Here is a 17,194-nt window from a genome sequence, read left to right as displayed (position 1 = left end):
CAGCTTAGGCCGGGGTGCTGGCGGCAGCTGCCGATGCGGCTTCCGCCTTCGGCGCGCAGTGCGGGCACTGCTTTTCATAGATGTACAGCGGCGACAATTGCTCGCGCGGCGTCACCACGGCGCGGCAATTGAAGCATTGCGTGGTTTCCGTCGGTTCCAGTTTCGGGTTCAGCGCGGTGCGGTAGTCAAACACGAAGCAGTCGCCCGTGTAGTGCGCGCCGCCCACTTCTTCGAAATACTTCAAAATGCCGCCTTCCAGCTGGTACACATTGTCGTAGCCAATGTTTTGCATGTGGATCGCGGCTTTTTCGCAGCGGATGCCGCCCGTGCAGAACGTCACCACGGTCTTGCCTTCGAAATCGGCCTTGTGCGCGGCAATCACTTCCGGGAATTCCGTGAATTTGGTCAGGCGGTAATCCACCGTGTTCTCGAACGTGCCGACGTCGACTTCATAGTCGTTGCGGGTATCGACCATCACAACGGGCTTGCCATTGTCGTCGTAACCCTGGTCCAGCCAGCGCTTCAGGGTTTTCGCTTCCACGTGCGGTGCGCGGCCTTCTTCCGGCTTGATCAGCGGCATGCGCATGGTGATGATTTCTTTCTTGATCTTCACCAGCATGCGCTTGTGCGATTGCTCGGCCGACAAGCTTTCCTTCACTTCAATATCGCTGAAACGCGCATCCTGGCGCAGCCAGGCCAAGTATTCATCAATGTTCGCGCGGGTGCCGGACAGGAACATGTTGATGCCTTCCGGCGTCAGCAAGATGGTGCCTTTCAAGTCCAGGCGGGCGCAGACTTCCTGGAAACGGGGGCGCTGGGCTTCCGTATCGTTGAAAGTGATGAATTTATAAGCAGCGATATTGACGAACTGCGTGACGAATTGTGAAGATTGGGAGGTAGACATGATGTTGTCGGCCCGCTTGGAAGGCGTAGCCGCCGATGCTGAAAAAAGAAGCATTATAAGGCACCCTGCGCACACGGTAAAATAGCGGTCTTTGACATCAGCAGCATCGGCACATCGGTATGGAAAATCAGGAACAGCAAGCGGCGCCAGCACCCAAGGATCCGGACTTCGTCCACCTGCGGGTGCACACGGAATACTCGATCGTCGATGGCCTGGTGCGGATCGATGACGTCATCAAGGCTGCCGTCAAGGATAAGCAGGGCGCGCTGGCCGTGACCGACCTGGCCAACCTGTTTTGCATGGTGCGCTTCTATAAGGCCGCACGCGGCAAGGGCATCAAGCCGGTGGTGGGCGTCGACGCGTGGATCACCAACGATGACAACCGCGACAAGCCGCACCGCGTCATGCTGTATGCGAAGAACCGCATGGGTTATCTGCAGCTGTGCGAATTGCTGTCGGAAGCGTGGCTGACCAACCAGTACAAGGGCCGCGCGGAAATCCGTACCGAATGGCTGCGCGACTTGCCCAACAAAGAATACCCGCTGCTGCCGGACCAGGATCCGCGCAACGCGCTCATTTGCCTGTCCGGCGCGCAGTTCGGCGATATCGGCCAGGCCATCGACAATGGCGATATCGAGCTGGCCGAAGCGCATGCCCGCAAGTGGTCGGAAATCTTCCCTGGCCATTTTTATATCGAGATCCAGCGCGCAGGACAAGCCAACCAGGAAATGCAGGTGCGCCAGTCGGTGGCGCTGGCGTCGCGCCTGGGCTTGCCCGTGGTGGCCACGCACCCCGTGCAATTCATGTCGAAAGATGAATTCATTGCGCACGAAGCCCGTATCTGTATCGCGGAAGGCGAGATGATCGCCAACGCCAAGCGCGTCAAGCGCTTCAATGAACAGATGCGCTTCCTGACGCAGGCGGAAATGCGCGAACTGTTCCACGATTTGCCGGGCGCGCTTGCCAACACGGTGGAAATCGCCAAGCGCTGCAACCTGACCCTCACCTTGGGCAAGCCGCAATTGCCGAACTTCCCAACGCCGGGCATGACGATTGATGAATTCCTCGTCGCGGAAACCCAGAAGGGCCTGGAAGAACGCTTGATCCACCTGTTTCCCGACCCGGAAAAGCGGGAAAAGGAACGGCCGCGCTACGAAGCGCGCCTGAAGTTCGAGAACGAAACCATCATCAAGATGAAGTTCCCGGGCTACTTCCTGATCGTTGCGGAATTTATCCAGTGGGGCAAGAACAATGGCGTGCCGATCGGCCCGGGCCGGGGTTCCGGTGCAGGTTCGCTGGTCGCGTATGCGCTGAAAATTACCGACCTGGATCCGCTGAAATACAACTTGCTGTTTGAGCGTTTCCTGAACCCGGAACGGGTTTCGATGCCCGACTTCGACATTGACTTTTGCCAGGAAAAGCGCGAGCTGGTGATCCAGCACGTGAAGGATTTGTATGGCCGCGAAGCGGTGTCGCAGATCGCCACGTTCGGCACCATGGCGGCCAAGGGCGCGATCCGCGACGTGGGCCGCGTAATGGACTTCGGCTACATGTTCTGCGACGGCGTGTCGAAGCTGATTCCATTCAAGCCGGGCAAGCCGGTATCGATTGCCGAGGCCATCGAAGAAGAACCGATGCTCAAGGAGCGCCAGGAAAACGAAGAAGAAGTGCGCCAGCTGCTGGACCTGGCGCAGCAAGTCGAGGGCATCACCCGTAACATCGGTATGCACGCCGGCGGCGTGCTGATCGCGCCGGGCAAGCTGACGGACTTCTGCCCGCTGTACACGCAGTCGGGTGACAGTGGCGTGGTGTCGCAGTACGACAAGGACGACGTGGAAGCCGTCGGCCTCGTGAAGTTCGACTTTTTGGGTTTGACCACGCTGACCATCCTGGACCGCGCCGTCAACTACATCAAGGACCTCGATCCCGCCATGGCCGACTTCGACCTGGCGAAATTGCCGCTGACGGACCGGGCATCGTATGACTTGCTGACCAAGGCGAAAACAGTCGCCGTGTTCCAGCTTGAATCGCGCGGGATGCAGGGCATGTTGAAAGATGCGCGTCCCGACCGCTTCGAAGACATTATCGCGCTGGTGGCGCTGTACCGTCCCGGCCCGATGGACCTGATCCCGGACTTCTGCAAACGTAAGCACGGCGAGAAATTCGAATACCCCGACCCGCGTACGGAATCGATTCTGTCCGAAACCTACGGCATCATGGTGTATCAGGAGCAGGTGATGCAGATGGCGCAGATCGTCGGCGGGTACTCGCTGGGCGGCGCGGACATGCTGCGCCGTGCGATGGGTAAAAAGAAAGCGGAAGAGATGGCGGAGCACCGCGAAATCTTCCGCAAGGGTGCGGCAGTCGGCGGCCTGACCACCGAGAAGGCCGACGAGATTTTCGACTTGATGGAAAAGTTCGCGGGCTACGGTTTTAATAAATCGCACGCTGCCGCCTATGCTTTGCTGTCGTATCACACCGCGTACCTGAAGGCCCACCATCCCGCCGCATTCATGGCAGCCAACATGTCGCTGGCCATGGACGATACGGAAAAGGTGAAAATCCTCGTTGAAGATTCGATCGAGGTGTGCGGCCTGACGATCTTGCCGCCGGACGTCAACCAGTCGTCGTACCGCTTCCGTCCGGACGGCCCGCCGCCTTCCGTCACGGGCAAGAAAGTCACGCAAATCCGCTATGGCCTCGGCGGCGTCAAAGGCGCGGGGCAAAATGCCATTGAAGCGATCATCGCGGCGCGCGAGGCGGGCGGTCCGTTCACGAGCCTGTTCGACTTCTGCAAGCGCGTCGATAAAAAACAGATCAACCGCCGCACCATTGAAGCGCTGATCAAGTCTGGCGCATTTGATTGCCTGAATGTGGACCGTGCGATTTTGCTGGCATCCGTCAGCTTCGCCATGGAATGCGCGGAACAGGAAGCCAAGGCCGCGAACCAGGTCAGCCTGTTTGGCGGCGATGATTCCGACCTGGTGGCGCCGCCGGAATATGTGAAAGCCGTGCCGTTTACCGACCGGCAAAAGCTGGCGGAAGAAAAGACGGCGCTGGGCTTTTATTTGTCCGGCCACATGTTCGATTCCTACCAGACGGAAGCGCGCCGCTTTGCGCGCACCAAACTGTCGGAGCTGGAACCATCGCGCGAACCGCGCATGCTGTGCGGCGTTATTACGGGCATCCGTCCGCAAATGACGCAGCGCGGCAAGCTGTACATCATCACGCTGGATGACAAGAGCGCCGTGGTGGAAGTCACCGTGTACAGCGAAGTGTTTGATGAAAACAAGCGCATGTTCAAGGATGACGAATTCCTCGCCGTTGTTGGCAAAGTATCGGAAGACCGCTTCTCCGGCGGCTTGCGCATTTCCGCGGAAAAGGTGTACGACATCATTGCCGCGCGCATCCAGTTTGGCCGCCAGGTCGGCTGGGCCATGCCGACCTCCGTGACCGCCGCGAAATTGAAGGAAGTGCTGGAGCCGCACCGCGACGTCAACGGCTTGCCGGTGGCCATGCGCGTGCAGCCGCAGGGTGTGGAGTGCGTGCTGCAACTGGGGGATGAGTGGCGGGTGGCGCCGTCCGATGCGCTGAAACTCACGCTGGAACAGCAATTGGGGGCACGCGAAGTCGCATTTGAATATTAAGGTTCAGCGCCAGGGATGCAGCGCTATAATGGTTGCCTTATGAACATCTGTTTTTGTCAACATGATGGCCACCATCCCTGACGTGACCCAGCCGCAGTTGTCCGGCCTGAACTATATCGATGCCTTGCTGGGCAAGGGCCCGCACTGGAATTATGTCGGCGCGGGCAATAGCATCAGCTATACCTTTTCCATTGCCAGCGGCAATCAGGCCAGCAACAACCACCTGCAAAGCCCCATCTCGGTGTTCAGCGCCCAGCAACAGGATGGGGCGCGCGCCGCGCTGGCTTATTTGTCCAGCGTGACAGGCATACAGTTTATCGAGACCAGCGATGGCGAAGTGGCCCAGCTGCATTTTGCCAACGCGGACGTGGTCGATGACTATTCCGGTTGGTGCTCATGGACGTACCGCTATCACTACGACGGTAATCAGGAAATCACGTCCTATACAGCCAGCGCGTATGTGTATCTCGACAATGTGCAATACGCGCGCACCACCAGCGTGCTGACCAGCGGTTATGGCCAGGAACTCGTGCTGCATGAGCTGGGCCATGCGATGGGCTTGAAACACTCGTTTGACGGCGACATCGTGCTGCCCGCGGCAACCGACAACAATGAGCATACGCTGATGTCGTACACTCACATCGGCCCCAACAAGACGGCTTATAGCGAATATGACCTTGCCGCCCTCAAATGGCTGTACGGCGGCGATGGCCTGGGTGGTGCGTTGGGCGAAGGCACGGGTGCGCGCTGGCTGGCGGGTACCAGCGTGGCCGATGCGCTGACGGGAACTGCCGGCAACGATACGCTGGAAGGCGATGGCGGCAACGATCTCCTCAATGGCGGCGATGGTACCGATACCGCCTATTACAACGGTGTGCGCAGTGCGTATGCGATTGCGCAGGTCGATGCCGTTACGTGGAGCGTGACGGGGGCGGAGGGCACGGATACGCTGACCAATATGGAAATGCTGCGCTTTGCCGATATGACGATCCCGTTGTCCCTGGCCGCGACGGCGAGCGTGACCGGCACCAGCGCAAACGATGTACTGGCAGCCACCGCCGGCAACAATACAATCGATGGCGGCGCTGGCACGGACACCGTGGCATTCAGCGGCAACCGCGCGAATTTCACAGTCACGAAGAGCGCTGCCGGCTTTACCGTGACAGACGATGCAGGCAATGGCGGTACCGACCAGCTGGCCAACGTGGAGCGCCTGATGTTTGCCGACAAAATGGTCGGGTTAGACATTGACGGTGTGGGCGGCCAGGCATACCGCTTATATCAGGCGGCATTTAACCGTGCGCCGGATTTGAAGGGCCTCGGTTACTGGATCAGCCAGATGGACCACGGCGCCAGCCAGCGCGATGTGGCGGCCAGCTTTGTCGCCAGCAGCGAGTTTACAGCGTTGTATGGCGAGAATCCCACCAACTTTGCCTTCCTTACCAAGCTGTATAACAACGTGCTGCAGCGTGCGCCAGAACAGGCGGGACTGGATTACTGGCTCGATGTCATGAACAAAGGGGCTGCCACCCGCAGCGAAGTACTGGGCTTTTTCAGCGAAGCCAATGAAAACAAAGACCTGGTCATTAAAATCATCGCCAACGGCTTTGATTACACGCTGTGGCAAGGCTGATGCGGCGATTGACTTTGTCATGACTCAGGGAAATACTGAGGAGACTTTGACACTCCTCAGTGATTCCCGCCATGGCAACTGTTACCCAAGTAAATACTACCACCACGTCAGGCCAGAATTATATTGACGCGCTGCTATTTCCCAGCAAGTCGCCTGACTGGAATTATGTGACTGGCGGTACGGCCAACACGATTTACTACACGTTTTCCGTGGCCGGGAATAACGAGACAAACAATAGCGATATCCTCAGCGCGCCGCTGGCGTTCAGCACGTCGCAGCAGGCGGCCACCCGCACTGCGATAGCGTATTTGACGCAACTGACGGGGATTACATTCACGGAAACCACCGACACGGCAAAGGCACAGGTACATTTTGCCAACATCAATATCAGTGGCGCCAACACAGCCGGCCTGTGCAGTTCCGGCTACAGCTATTCGTACCAGAGCAATACCGTCACCAGTTATTCGGCCAGCGCGTATGTTTATCTCGATAACGTGGAATGGGGCAGCGACAATGCCAACCTGACGGCCGGCACGCAAGGCTATGAAACCTTGCTGCACGAACTGGGACACATGCTGGGCTTGAAGCACCCGTTTGATGACAGCCCGAACTTGCCGACGGCAACCGATAACACGAATTACACGCTGATGTCGTACACGCAGACCGGCGCCACCAAGTCCGTGTTCCAGGAATACGACATTGCTGCGTTGAAGTGGATTTATGGCGGCGACGGTCTCGGTGGCGCGCTGGGCGTGAATTCCACGACGGGTGCGCGCTGGCTGGCCGGTACCAGCACAGCGGATGCACTGACGGGTACCAGCGGCGACGATATCCTGGAAGGCGATGGCGGCAACGATACACTGAATGGCGGCGCCGGTACCGATACCGCTTATTACAACGGCGCCCGCAGCGCGTACACTGTTTCGCAAGTCAATGCCACCACGTGGACCGTGACCGGTTCGGAAGGCACCGACACGCTGGCCAACATGGAAAAACTGCGCTTCACGGATGGCACGATTACACTGGCCAGCCTGGTCGCCGATACCACACCGCCGGTCGTGCCGACCTTGGCTGTCAGCGCCGGCACGTCGAATGCCCGTCCGCTCTTTTCTGGTACGACGGAAGCGGGCGCCAAAGTCGAAGTGTTTGACGGTACGGTGAGCCTGGGGACGGCAACGGCCAACAGCAGCGGCACGTGGCTGCTGACGCCGGCAACCCTGGCGGACGGCTCGCACACGATTACCGCCAAGGCGACCGATGCGGCGGGCAATACGTCGGCAGCTTCCACGCCGAAATCCGTGATCATTGACGCCACGCCGCCTGTCGTGCCGACCCTGGTGGTGGGGTCGGGTGTCTCCAATACGCGGCCATCGTTCTCCGGCGTCACGGAAGCGGGCGCCAAGGTCGAAGTCTTCGACGGCACGGTCAGCCTGGGTACGGCGACCGCCAACACCAGCGGCGCGTGGAGCCTGACGCCGTCAGATTTGGCCAGTGGCACGCATAGCATCACGGCCAAGGCCACGGATGCGGCGGGCAACACGTCGGCCGCCACCGCCGCGCAGTCCATATCGGTTGTGACCACGGATACCACGGCGCCGGATGCGCCAACCGTGAACGTGAGCGCCGGCATCGCTTCCAACCGTCCGCTGATCTCCGGCATTGCCGAAGCCGGGTCGAAAGTTTCCGTGTATGACGGCACGCAGAGCCTGGGAACAGCCACGGCCGGCGCCAATGGGACATGGAGTTTGACGCCGGACTTGCTGGCCAACGGCAACCACAGCATTACAGCGAAAGCAACCGATGCGGCCGGTAATACGTCGCTGGCGTCGGCGGTGCGCGCCGTGACCATCGCCAGCCCCCTCAACATCACGGGTACTGCCGAAGGCAATACGCTGTCAGCCACCGCCGGTAACAATTACATTGATGGCGGCGCCGGTACGGATAGCGTGAGTTTCAGCGGCAACCGCGCAAACTTCACCGTGAAGAAAACTGCCACCGGCTTCACTGTCACGGATACGGTGGGCAGCGGCGGCACGGATACGCTGGTCAACATCGAGCGGCTCACGTTCAGCGACAAGCTGGCCGTGGGGCTGGATATCGACGGCAACGGCGGCCAAGCCTACCGTATTTACCAGGCGGCATTTGACCGCGCACCGGACTTGGCCGGACTGGGTTACTGGATCGGGCGGATGGATGCCGGGGCATCGTTGCGCGAGGTGGCACAAGGCTTCGTTGGCAGCGATGAATTTGCCATCCGATACGGCGGCGGCAATCCGACCAACTTCGATTACATCACGAAGCTGTATAACAACGTGCTGCATCGCCCGGCAGAGACGAACGGATTCAATTACTGGCTAGATGTCATGGACACGAACCGGGCAACCCGGGCGGAAGTCTTGGCCTACTTCAGCGAGTCTTCGGAAAACCAGGCGCAGGTGATCGGCTCGATCACCAACGGCTTTGATTTCACGCCCTATACGGGATAGCAGCGGACGGCGGCACGCCGTCCGCCTGCATCACATGTCTTTCAGCCCCGTGATGGCGTAGCCTTTATCGCCGATCTGCTGCAACGGCCGTTCGATGTGGTATTGGGGCAGGGCGGTGGCGCCATCGTCGACTTCCAGGGCCTTGATGGCAGGTTGCCAGTCAGTATTGATCGCTTCCTGAGGAATTGGTTTTCCTTCCGGCACAGCCAGATAGGACAGAATGCCATCGTGTTCGGCTCGTTGGTAGATATCAAGACGCATCGCGTTTCCTCCTGTGGGATTAAACTTGGCTTGCACAGGGATTCTACCGCGCATCGGACGACAATGGCGTTTAAGACAAGTTAAGCGGCTGCCAGCACGGCCGTATTGGCTGCGTCCACCAGCAGCGGCATGGCCGGTGCGGACGCCGGCGCCGCAGCCATGCGGGGCTGGGTCATACCGGCCAGCACCATGGCCACCACGTCGCACAGCAAGTCATGGCGGCGGCGCGCTTCGGCCCGCTTTTTCGATGGAATCTGCTCCAGGTCGGGAGCTGCCAGCGGGATGCAGCGCAGTGCATAGTCGCCATCGCTGCGCTGGGTGGCGCCCATTTCTTGCCAAAAAACATCATAGTCTGCATGAACCCGTCCTTTACGCAACTGTTTGCGTACAGGGCGGTTATCATTCCCGACCATCAACATTTGGCTGCAGCCATAAGCAAAGCCCAATTGGTGGACAAGGCGCACCAGCAGGTTTTTAGGACGCAAGCCATGCAAGTCGCGGGTAGCGTTGCGCGCCAGTTCCAGCCCGGCGCCGCATTGCGGACCTTGCAGGCAGCCAATGCCGATGCTGGCCTGAACGCCGTCAAAGAAGAAAGAAAATGCCACGGATTGCACCAGGGCGTTGTTACAGCGCAACTGCAACACCAGTTCGCCTTCCCGTTCCATGGGGACGATGGCATGCAGCACGACGGTGTAATGCGCGCCGGACTTGCCGGCAAAGGCCGCCAGTTCCACGCCGCCCTGGATCGCCCGCGCCGTCAATCCTGCCAGGTCATGCTGCAAGATAAAACGGTAATGGCTGGCCAGCGCCGACAGCCGCTCGCTGCTGTTGAGCCGGTTGCTGAGGTAAGGGCGGTAAATTTTGTGCAGCAGGCGCGGCTGTAATTCTGCGATATTGGCCAGGGCCGGGTGGGAATTCAGCACATCGAGCCAGCCCATGGTCAACCGCGGCGATGCCAGCGCGCGCGCATGCAATTTCACGGCGGCACAGGCACGTGAAGCAAAGGATTTCCGTTCCAGGCCGGCACGGAGGGTAATCTGATGCATGATGGAAGTTTCCGGTGAAGTTGACTGGGCCTGGCGGGGATTTGGCTAGGAAACAATGCGTTACAATCAGCAATATTATGGATAGAAATTGTGTATCGGCACAATTCGCGGAACGGCTTACGTGAAACACCTATGATTCCAACCCTGTCGCGCACGCACCTGTACTGGTTTCCCGCGCTGTATTTGTTGCTGGACTGGGCAACGTATATTGACCCCCTGTATGGCTTGAACATCACGCCATGGAATCCCGATACAGCGCTGGGGCTGGTCTACTGGCTGCATTTCGGGCGGCGCGCTGCGATTCCGTGGTTTATTGCGCTGGTGCTGGGGGAAATCCTCGTGCGGGGCATGTCGGCGGGACCGCTGTTCACCGTGCTGGGCGCGGTGGCGCTGACCATGGGCTATGGCTTGCTGGGCGAAGGCTTGCGGCGCAATTTCAGTACGCGCGTAATGATCGACAGCCGCAGCCGCCTGACGCTGTGGCTGGCCGTGGTAGCGGCCGGTATTTTGCTCAACAGTGTCGCCTACATCTGCGTGCTGTCGATGTCGGGACAAATCCCGGCCGGGCAGTGGGCGCTGGCGGTGTGGCGCTTTGCCATTGGCGATGCGGTGGGCGTGGTGGTGTCGATGCCGCTGCTGTGGATGCTGGCCAGCGAAAATAACCGTGAACGCTTGCGCGAAGCCGTGTGGCGCTGGGAAAGCCTGGGTTACCTGGCACTGGCGTGTATCGTGCTGTGGGCCGTGTTTGGCTATATCGCCAGTTCAGAATTCAAGCATTTTTACTTTGTGTTCCTGCCCGTGATCTGGGCGGCTGCGCGCCAGGGTGTGTATGGTGCGGCGGCCATTGTGTTTTCCGTCCAGCTGGCCATCGTCACGCTCGTGAAGTGGAACAATGCGGTCGACATTGAAGTGTCGGAATTGCAAATGCTCGACGCCATGCTGGCGCTGGTCGGCTTTTTCATTGGCATTGCCGTCGATGAGCGCAAGCAAGTGGCCGATGAATTGAAGCATACGCTGCGCCTGGCCGCTGCCGGTGAAATGGCGGCGGCGCTGGCGCATGAATTGAACCAGCCGATCACGGCGCTGACGGCGTATGGCAAAGCGTGTGAACACTTGCTGGAGCGGGGCGAAACCGGGGAATTGCTGAAAGGGGCGATCCAGCGCATGCTGGTTGAGTCGAACCGCGCCACCGAGGTGGTGCGCCGCTTGCGGGATTTTTTCCGCACGGGCGCGTTGCGGCTGGAACCCGTGCAGGCAGCAACGCTGCTGGCGTGCGTGCCATCGCAATTCCTGGCGCAATGCCGCGAGCAGGGCGTGGAACTGACCATCGAGCGGGCGCCGGACAAGGTGGTGCTGGCCGACCGCATCCAGCTGGAACTGGTGTTGCGCAACCTGGTGGCCAATGCGCTGGACTCCGTGGCGGCGCAGCCGCCTGGCCAGCGCCGCATTACCGTGTTGGCGCAAACCATGCCGGATGGCAAGCTGCGCGTCACAGTGGAAGACAGCGGCACCGGCGTGTCGGCCGCGCTGGCGTCGCGGCTGTTCGAGCCTTTTGTGTCATCGAAGGCCAGCGGGCTGGGCTTGGGACTGGTACTCAGCCGTGCCATTGTCGAAGCGCATGGCGGAGAATTGTGGGCGGAAGTTGCCGATTACGGCATTTTCCGATTTATACTGCCAGCCCTTGAGGCGGAATAGCAAGTCACCGTGCCGGAGTAACTGGCGAGTGGCTGGGGAAACGGGAGGATATTTTGGCAATGGCATTGACTGTTTTTATTGTGGACGACGATCCGTCGGTGCGCGATGCGCTGGGCTTGCTGCTGGGCGTGCGCGGTTACCGCACGGCGGTGTTTTCCAGCGGCGAAGCCCTGTTGCAAGCCTGGCAGCCCGATTGGGCCGGCTGCCTGCTGATCGATATCCGCATGGGTGGCATGGATGGCCTGGAAGTGCAGCACAAGCTGGCGGAAATCGGCAACCGGATTCCTGTCGTGATCGTCACGGGGCACGGCGATGTGTCCAGCGCGCGCGCCGCTTTCAAGGCCAACGCCATTGATTTCCTGGAAAAGCCATTTGATGACGCCAAGCTGGTCGCTGCCATCGAAGAAGCGTTTTCCTGCGAGCGGCGCCAGCGCCAGGAATTGCAGCAGCGCGAAGATGGCCGCAACTTGCTGAAGGAATTGACGCCGCGCGAGCGCGAAGTCATGCGTCTGGTCGTGCTGGGCCGCCACAACCGCGAAATCGCCCCGGAACTGGGCATCAGTGTGCGCACGGTGGAAGTGCACAAGGCGCGCCTGATGAGCAAACTGGGGGTCGGCAACGTGGCCGACCTGGTGCGTATTTCGATGCTGGGTGAATAATTAAGTGCGTGCGTAGCGGATATCCTGGGCGGCAGGCGCCGCCGGGGAGGCATCCGCTGCGTGCTGGTCCAGGCCGGCCAGCGCTTGCGTGGTCTTGTCCGCGGCCCGCTGCAGCACGGTGGTGCGGTTCTTGTTTTCCATGCTGCGTTCATTTTCCTTGTGCCACAGGTGATACACCTCGGTTGCAAACGCGCCTTCCTTGCGCATCACGCCCGCATTGAACAGGCGCACCACCAGGTCGGAATCTTCATGGCCCCAGCCATGGAAACTTTCGTCGAAACCATTGACCCGCAGCAAATCGTTACGCCACACGCCCAGGTTGCAGCTCTTGATGCGGCGCCACGTGAAGCGGCGGCTGTTGCGGCCCACGTCGGGCAAGGTCAGCACGGTTTGCAGGAATTTATTCAAGTCGCCAGTCAGGCGCAATTTCAATTTATCGCTGAACGTTAACTTGCCCAGGTCAATACGTTCGCCCAGGATGCGCAGCGTGTAACCGGGCGACAGCAGCACGCGGCTGCCCGTCACCAGGTGGCCGGCGCTGGCCAGCCGGCGGTGGCGGCTGACAAAGTCCGGGCGGGGGATGCAATCGCCATCGAGGAACACGACATAGTCGCCGCTGGACGCCATGATGCCCAGGTTGCGGGCGCGCGCAGCGCGGAATCCCTCATCGGCCTGCCACACGTGGGTCAAAGGCACGGGCGCGCGCTGCATCATGTTTTCGATGACCTGGCGCGTGTTGTTCGTGGAGCCGTCATCAGCGATAATGATTTCGAAATTGCTATCGTCCTGGCAAAAGCAAGCATCGAGCACGGCCGCCAACGCATCCGGCCGGTTGTAAGTAGTGATGATGATCGAGATTTTTGATGCTTGTTGCATGACTTCGCTACTGCCGGATTGATCCTGCAAGCATAGGCTCACAAAACATTAATGAATAATACTCTTACAGAAAAACACATTCTTAAAGGCAACGTTAATACTCCCGTCTCCTACCTCACCCTCAGTCTTGTTTTCTTGCTACCAAGCCTGGTCTTGATCACCAGGTTTGGTGTCGGCCTGACCAGTTTTGGTTTCTTGCTTGTTGGCATATTTTGCTGGCGGAAAGCATCGCTGGTCCGCCATCTTACTGAGATTCGCTGGGTTTTAACAGCACTGCTGCTGAGCCTGGGCTTTGCTTTACTGGGTATGTGGTTACATCCCGAGATGCACTTGCGGTCGCTGGAAAAGCCGTTTCGCATGCTGTCGTGCGTTACCGTGCTCATGGCTGTCCTCGCGGTACGTCCCAGCCGGAAGGCGCTGTGGTACGGGCTGATCGTTGGCACGGTCTCGGGCGCCGTGTTCATTTGCTATCAGCGCTGGGGCCTGGGCATCGAACGCCCGGGCGGCCTTATCAATTCTATCACGTTCGGTGATCTCGAACTTTGCATGGGCATGATGAGTCTGGCCGGGGTGCTGGATTTCAAAGGCCGCAACGTGCTATGGCCTGCGCTGGGCGCCGTTGCCGGCCTGGTCGGCTCGGTGGCGACAGGCACGCGGGGCGGCTGGATCGCCGTGCTGTTTGCCGCGCTGCTGTTCCTGCGGTATGGCCATTTTTTGCGGACCCGTGTGGCCCGTGCATCGGCATTGCTGGTATTTAGTTTGTTGGTGGGGACTTACTTCGTTGATCAAACGGGCGCGCGCGAGCGCTTCAACCAGGGCATCAGCGACGTCAAGACGTATTTTGATGGCGGCCAGGCGTTTACCAACGTGGGGGTGCGCCTGGAATTGTGGAAAGGGGCAGTGATGCTGATTGAACAGCACCCTTTCCGCATTGCCGGTACGCGCCAGGTGGAAGCAGAAATGAAGCAACTGGTCGACGCGGGCCACTTGCAGCCATTCGTGCTCAATGCTGAACATTTTCATAACGATATCTTGCAGCAGCTGGTATTCGGCGGCATTCCCGGCTTGCTGGTGTGGCTGGCAACGATGATTGCGCCCTTGCTGTTTTTCCTGCGCATCTTGCGCACCCATGAATCGGCCAGTCCGTCCGTGGTTGCGCCGGCGCTGGCCGGACTGTTGCTGGTCATCGGCTATTTCAGCTTCGGTCTGACGGAAGTGATTTTCTGGTCAGTGATGTCGTGCATGTTCTATGCGCAAACGCTGTTCCTGTTGATGGGCCTGTGCCTGAATGCCCGGGATGAAGCGGAGGTGGCGGCATGAGTGTGCAGCGTACGCTGGTGATTTCGCCGAACTGGATCGGCGACGCCGTCATGGCGCAGCCATTGCTGCAATTGCTGAAAGCAGCGCATCCGGAACGCCCGATCGACGTGCTGGCGCCGCCGCCCGTGGCGCCTGTGTGGCGCCAGATGGCGGAAGTCGATGAAGTCATGGTGACCCCGTTCCGCCATGGCGCGCTGCAGTTGAAAGAGCGCTGGCGCTACGCGCGCGAACTGCGCCGGCGCGGCTATGCCGATGCCTATGTGCTGCCCAATACGCTGAAATTTGCGCTGATACCGTGGCTGGCCGGGATAGCCCGCCGGGTCGGGTACAAGGGCGAGAGCCGCTATGGCTTGATCAACGTGATGCACCATGACGATGCGCCGCCGCGCCCGATGGTGCTGTTTTACGCGGCGCTGGCGCTGCCGGCCGTGGCGCCGCTGCCGCAGGCGCAGCGCGCGGCCGTACCCCGTCCAAAGCTGGTGGCCAGCGGCGAACAAATTGCCGCCGCGTGCGCGAAGGCCGGGCTCGACCCACGGCGGCCGCTGGTGGCGTTTGCACCGGGCGCGGAATTCGGCACGGCCAAGCGCTGGCCGCCCGGCCACTTTGGCCAGCTGGCGCGCGAAGTGCTGGCGGCGATGCCGGACGCGCAAGTGGCGCTGCTGGGCTCTCCGAAAGACCGCGACACCTGTGAAGACGTGGTGCGGGCGGCAGGTTCCCCACCGGGGCTGTTCAACCTGGCGGGCGCCACGTCGCTGGGCGAAGCCGTGGCGCTGATCGCCCATGCGGGCGCCGTGGTCAGTAACGATTCTGGCTTGCTGCACATCGCGTCCGCGCTGAACCGGCCAGTGATTGCCATTTATGGCCCGACCGACCCGGGCCACGCACCGCCATTTTCCGACATGGCGGCGTCGATTTCACTGCGGCTTGCGTGCTCGCCGTGCAAGCAGCGCGAATGCCCGCTGGGCCACCAGGATTGCATGCAAAAGATCGCGCCGCAACAAGTGTGGCAAACGTTGCAGCCCATGCTGGCGCGGACATAAAGTTAACTGCGGCCGGGCTGGAAATGCGGTATAAAAGCCAGATCCGCCCGCCAAAATCCAATATGCTGAAACGGCTACCCGTCACGTTCTGGGCCACCGTGTTCGTGGCTATCGTCTGCCTGTCGCTGGTCGCCATTGACGGCTGGCGCAGCCTGAACGCGCGTACGGAATTGCTGGCGTCCGCCGAACGCGCGACCGCCAACCTGGCCCGCTCGATGGCGCAGCATGCGGACGACACCATCAAGGCTGCCGACATTTCACTGGCCGACGTGGTCGAGCGCATTGAAGTGGATGGCACGGGGCCGCAAGCGCTGGCGCGTATGCACGCGCTGATGGAAGAACAGGTGCGCCAGGTGGAGCAGTTGCAGGGCTTGTTCGTCTATGACGCGACGGGGCGCTGGGTCGTCAATTCGCGCCCTACGATGAACCTCGGCTTGAATAACGCGGACCGGGAATACTTCGTCTATCACCTCAATAACACGGACCGGGGCGCGCACGTGGGCGTGCCTGTCGTCAGCCGTTCGACAGGCAAATGGGTGTTGCCGGTTTCGCGCCGCCTGAACCACAAGGATGGCAGCTTTGCCGGCGTGGCGCTGGCCACCATCGACATGGAGTATTTCCGCGAATTTTATGAAAGCCTGGATGTGGGCAAGCGCGGCGCGGTGGGGCTGGCGCTCAATAGCGGGGTATTGGTGCTGCGTGTGCCCTACGACGGCAAGCGTATTGGCGCATCGCTCGTCAATACGCCGCTCTATCACGCCTTTGTCCGTTCCGGCGATGCGGGCACAGGATATTTCCCGTCATCGCAGGATGACGAACTAAGGCTGAACAGCTATCGCGCGCTGGATCGCTACCCGCTGTTCGCATCGGCGGCGCTGTCGCGCGAGGAATTGCTGGAAGTGTGGTGGCGCGACACCTTGCTGCATTCGTTCGGCGTACTGGTACTGGCGGGTTTGCTGGCGCTGTTCGGGCGCCGCCTGATCCGCCAGATTGAATTGCGGCTGCAGGCGGAAAAGGAATTGATGCAGGCGCGCGATGCGCTGGCCAGTTTGAATGAAACGCTGGAAAAGCTGGCGCTGCAGGACGGCTTGACGGGCCTGGCCAACCGGCGCCAGTTCGATGTCACGCTTGGCAATGAATTCAACCGCGCCATCCGCGGCGGGACGTCGCTGGCCTTCATTATGATCGACGTCGATTGTTTCAAGCAGTACAACGACATGTATGGCCACGCGGCGGGCGATGATTGCCTGCGCGCCGTCAGCAAGACCATCCGCATGGTGACGCCGAAGCGTCCCGGCGACCTGGCGGCCCGCTATGGCGGTGAAGAGATCGGCATCCTGCTGCCGAACACGGATTTGCCAGGAGCCATGGCAGTGGCGGAGCGGGTGCGCCGCGCCGTCGCCGACATGCTGTTTCCCCACGCCGCCAGCCCCCACGGCATGGTGACCATCAGCGCCGGTGTGGCCGCCATGACGCCGCAGCGGGGCGGGGACACGCCGGCCATGCTGATGGAAATGGCGGACAAGGCGCTGTATGCCGCCAAGTCAATGGGGCGCAACCGGGTCTGCAGCGAGAACGATTGCGGGCATGATCCTGAACGGCACCAGACGGATTACCACATCTGACG

General features: G+C 60.4%; 12 protein-coding genes. 8 read left to right on the top strand and 4 right to left on the bottom strand.

Going from position 1 to position 17,194, the window contains the following annotated elements; translation table 11 throughout:
* Nucleotides 1-4 precede the first annotated feature (4 nt).
* On the bottom strand, nt 5-904 hold the full coding sequence (locus GM668_RS01695) for a sulfurtransferase (protein WP_155437194.1): 900 nt from the start codon (nt 902-904) through the stop codon (nt 5-7).
* 119 nt (nt 905-1,023) lie between these two features.
* Between GM668_RS01695 and dnaE the strand changes: the two genes are divergently transcribed.
* The 3 genes from dnaE to GM668_RS01680 all read left to right on the top strand — a co-directional run bounded on the left by dnaE (nt 1,024) and on the right by GM668_RS01680 (nt 8,670).
* Nucleotides 1,024-4,551 (top strand): DNA polymerase III subunit alpha, encoded by a 3,528-nt coding sequence (dnaE, locus tag GM668_RS01690; RefSeq protein ID WP_155437193.1) that lies wholly within the window; start codon nt 1,024-1,026, stop codon nt 4,549-4,551.
* A 61-nt stretch (nt 4,552-4,612) separates the two neighbouring features.
* Nucleotides 4,613-6,184 carry a DUF4214 domain-containing protein gene (locus GM668_RS01685; RefSeq protein WP_155437192.1) on the top strand — a complete coding sequence of 524 codons (1,572 nt, stop codon included), beginning with the start codon at nt 4,613-4,615 and terminating at the stop codon, nt 6,182-6,184.
* A 71-nt stretch (nt 6,185-6,255) separates the two neighbouring features.
* Complete coding sequence (locus GM668_RS01680; protein ID WP_155437191.1) at nt 6,256-8,670, top strand: Ig-like domain-containing protein; 2,415 nt, start codon at nt 6,256-6,258, stop codon at nt 8,668-8,670.
* A 30-nt stretch (nt 8,671-8,700) separates the two neighbouring features.
* On the opposite strand, the gene GM668_RS01675 is transcribed toward GM668_RS01680, so the two are convergent.
* Nucleotides 8,701-8,931: a DUF6139 family protein gene (locus GM668_RS01675; protein WP_155437190.1), complete on the bottom strand. Its 231-nt coding sequence runs from the start codon at nt 8,929-8,931 to the stop codon at nt 8,701-8,703.
* Between the two features lie 80 nt (nt 8,932-9,011).
* On the bottom strand, nt 9,012-9,977 hold the full coding sequence (locus tag GM668_RS01670; protein WP_155437189.1) for a DUF535 family protein: 966 nt from the start codon (nt 9,975-9,977) through the stop codon (nt 9,012-9,014).
* Between the two features lie 132 nt (nt 9,978-10,109).
* Between GM668_RS01670 and GM668_RS01665 the strand changes: the two genes are divergently transcribed.
* Nucleotides 10,110-11,672, top strand: coding sequence for a sensor histidine kinase (locus GM668_RS01665; protein WP_155437188.1), 1,563 nt, complete (start codon nt 10,110-10,112; stop codon nt 11,670-11,672).
* A 59-nt stretch (nt 11,673-11,731) separates the two neighbouring features.
* Entirely contained in the window at nt 11,732-12,331 is a 600-nt protein-coding gene (locus GM668_RS01660) for a response regulator transcription factor (protein WP_170305449.1), read from the top strand.
* Here the strand turns inward: GM668_RS01660 and GM668_RS01655 are convergent, their stop codons facing one another.
* Complete coding sequence (locus GM668_RS01655) at nt 12,332-13,207, bottom strand: glycosyltransferase family 2 protein (protein ID WP_155437186.1); 876 nt, start codon at nt 13,205-13,207, stop codon at nt 12,332-12,334. It lies immediately after the preceding gene.
* A 330-nt stretch (nt 13,208-13,537) separates the two neighbouring features.
* Here GM668_RS01655 and GM668_RS01650 point away from each other — a divergent pair, with 330 nt between their 5' ends.
* The 3 genes from GM668_RS01650 to GM668_RS01640 all read left to right on the top strand — a co-directional run bounded on the left by GM668_RS01650 (nt 13,538) and on the right by GM668_RS01640 (nt 17,192).
* The gene (locus GM668_RS01650; RefSeq protein WP_170305448.1) at nt 13,538-14,527 is read left to right on the top strand and encodes an O-antigen ligase family protein; all 990 of its coding nucleotides are present in this window, start codon (nt 13,538-13,540) and stop codon (nt 14,525-14,527) included.
* 2 nt (nt 14,528-14,529) lie between these two features.
* The gene (waaF, locus tag GM668_RS01645) at nt 14,530-15,567 is read left to right on the top strand and encodes a lipopolysaccharide heptosyltransferase II (protein ID WP_170305481.1); all 1,038 of its coding nucleotides are present in this window, start codon (nt 14,530-14,532) and stop codon (nt 15,565-15,567) included.
* A gap of 62 nt (nt 15,568-15,629) precedes the next feature.
* Nucleotides 15,630-17,192: a sensor domain-containing diguanylate cyclase gene (locus GM668_RS01640; RefSeq protein ID WP_155437183.1), complete on the top strand. Its 1,563-nt coding sequence runs from the start codon at nt 15,630-15,632 to the stop codon at nt 17,190-17,192.
* The last annotated feature ends 2 nt before the right edge of the window (nt 17,193-17,194 follow it).

This window comes from Pseudoduganella ginsengisoli (genome assembly GCF_009720865.1).
Classification (GTDB): Bacteria; Pseudomonadota; Gammaproteobacteria; order Burkholderiales; family Burkholderiaceae_D; genus Rugamonas; species Rugamonas ginsengisoli.
Note: the sequence above shows the minus strand (reverse complement) of the source record. Positions and strands in the feature narration are given on the sequence as shown.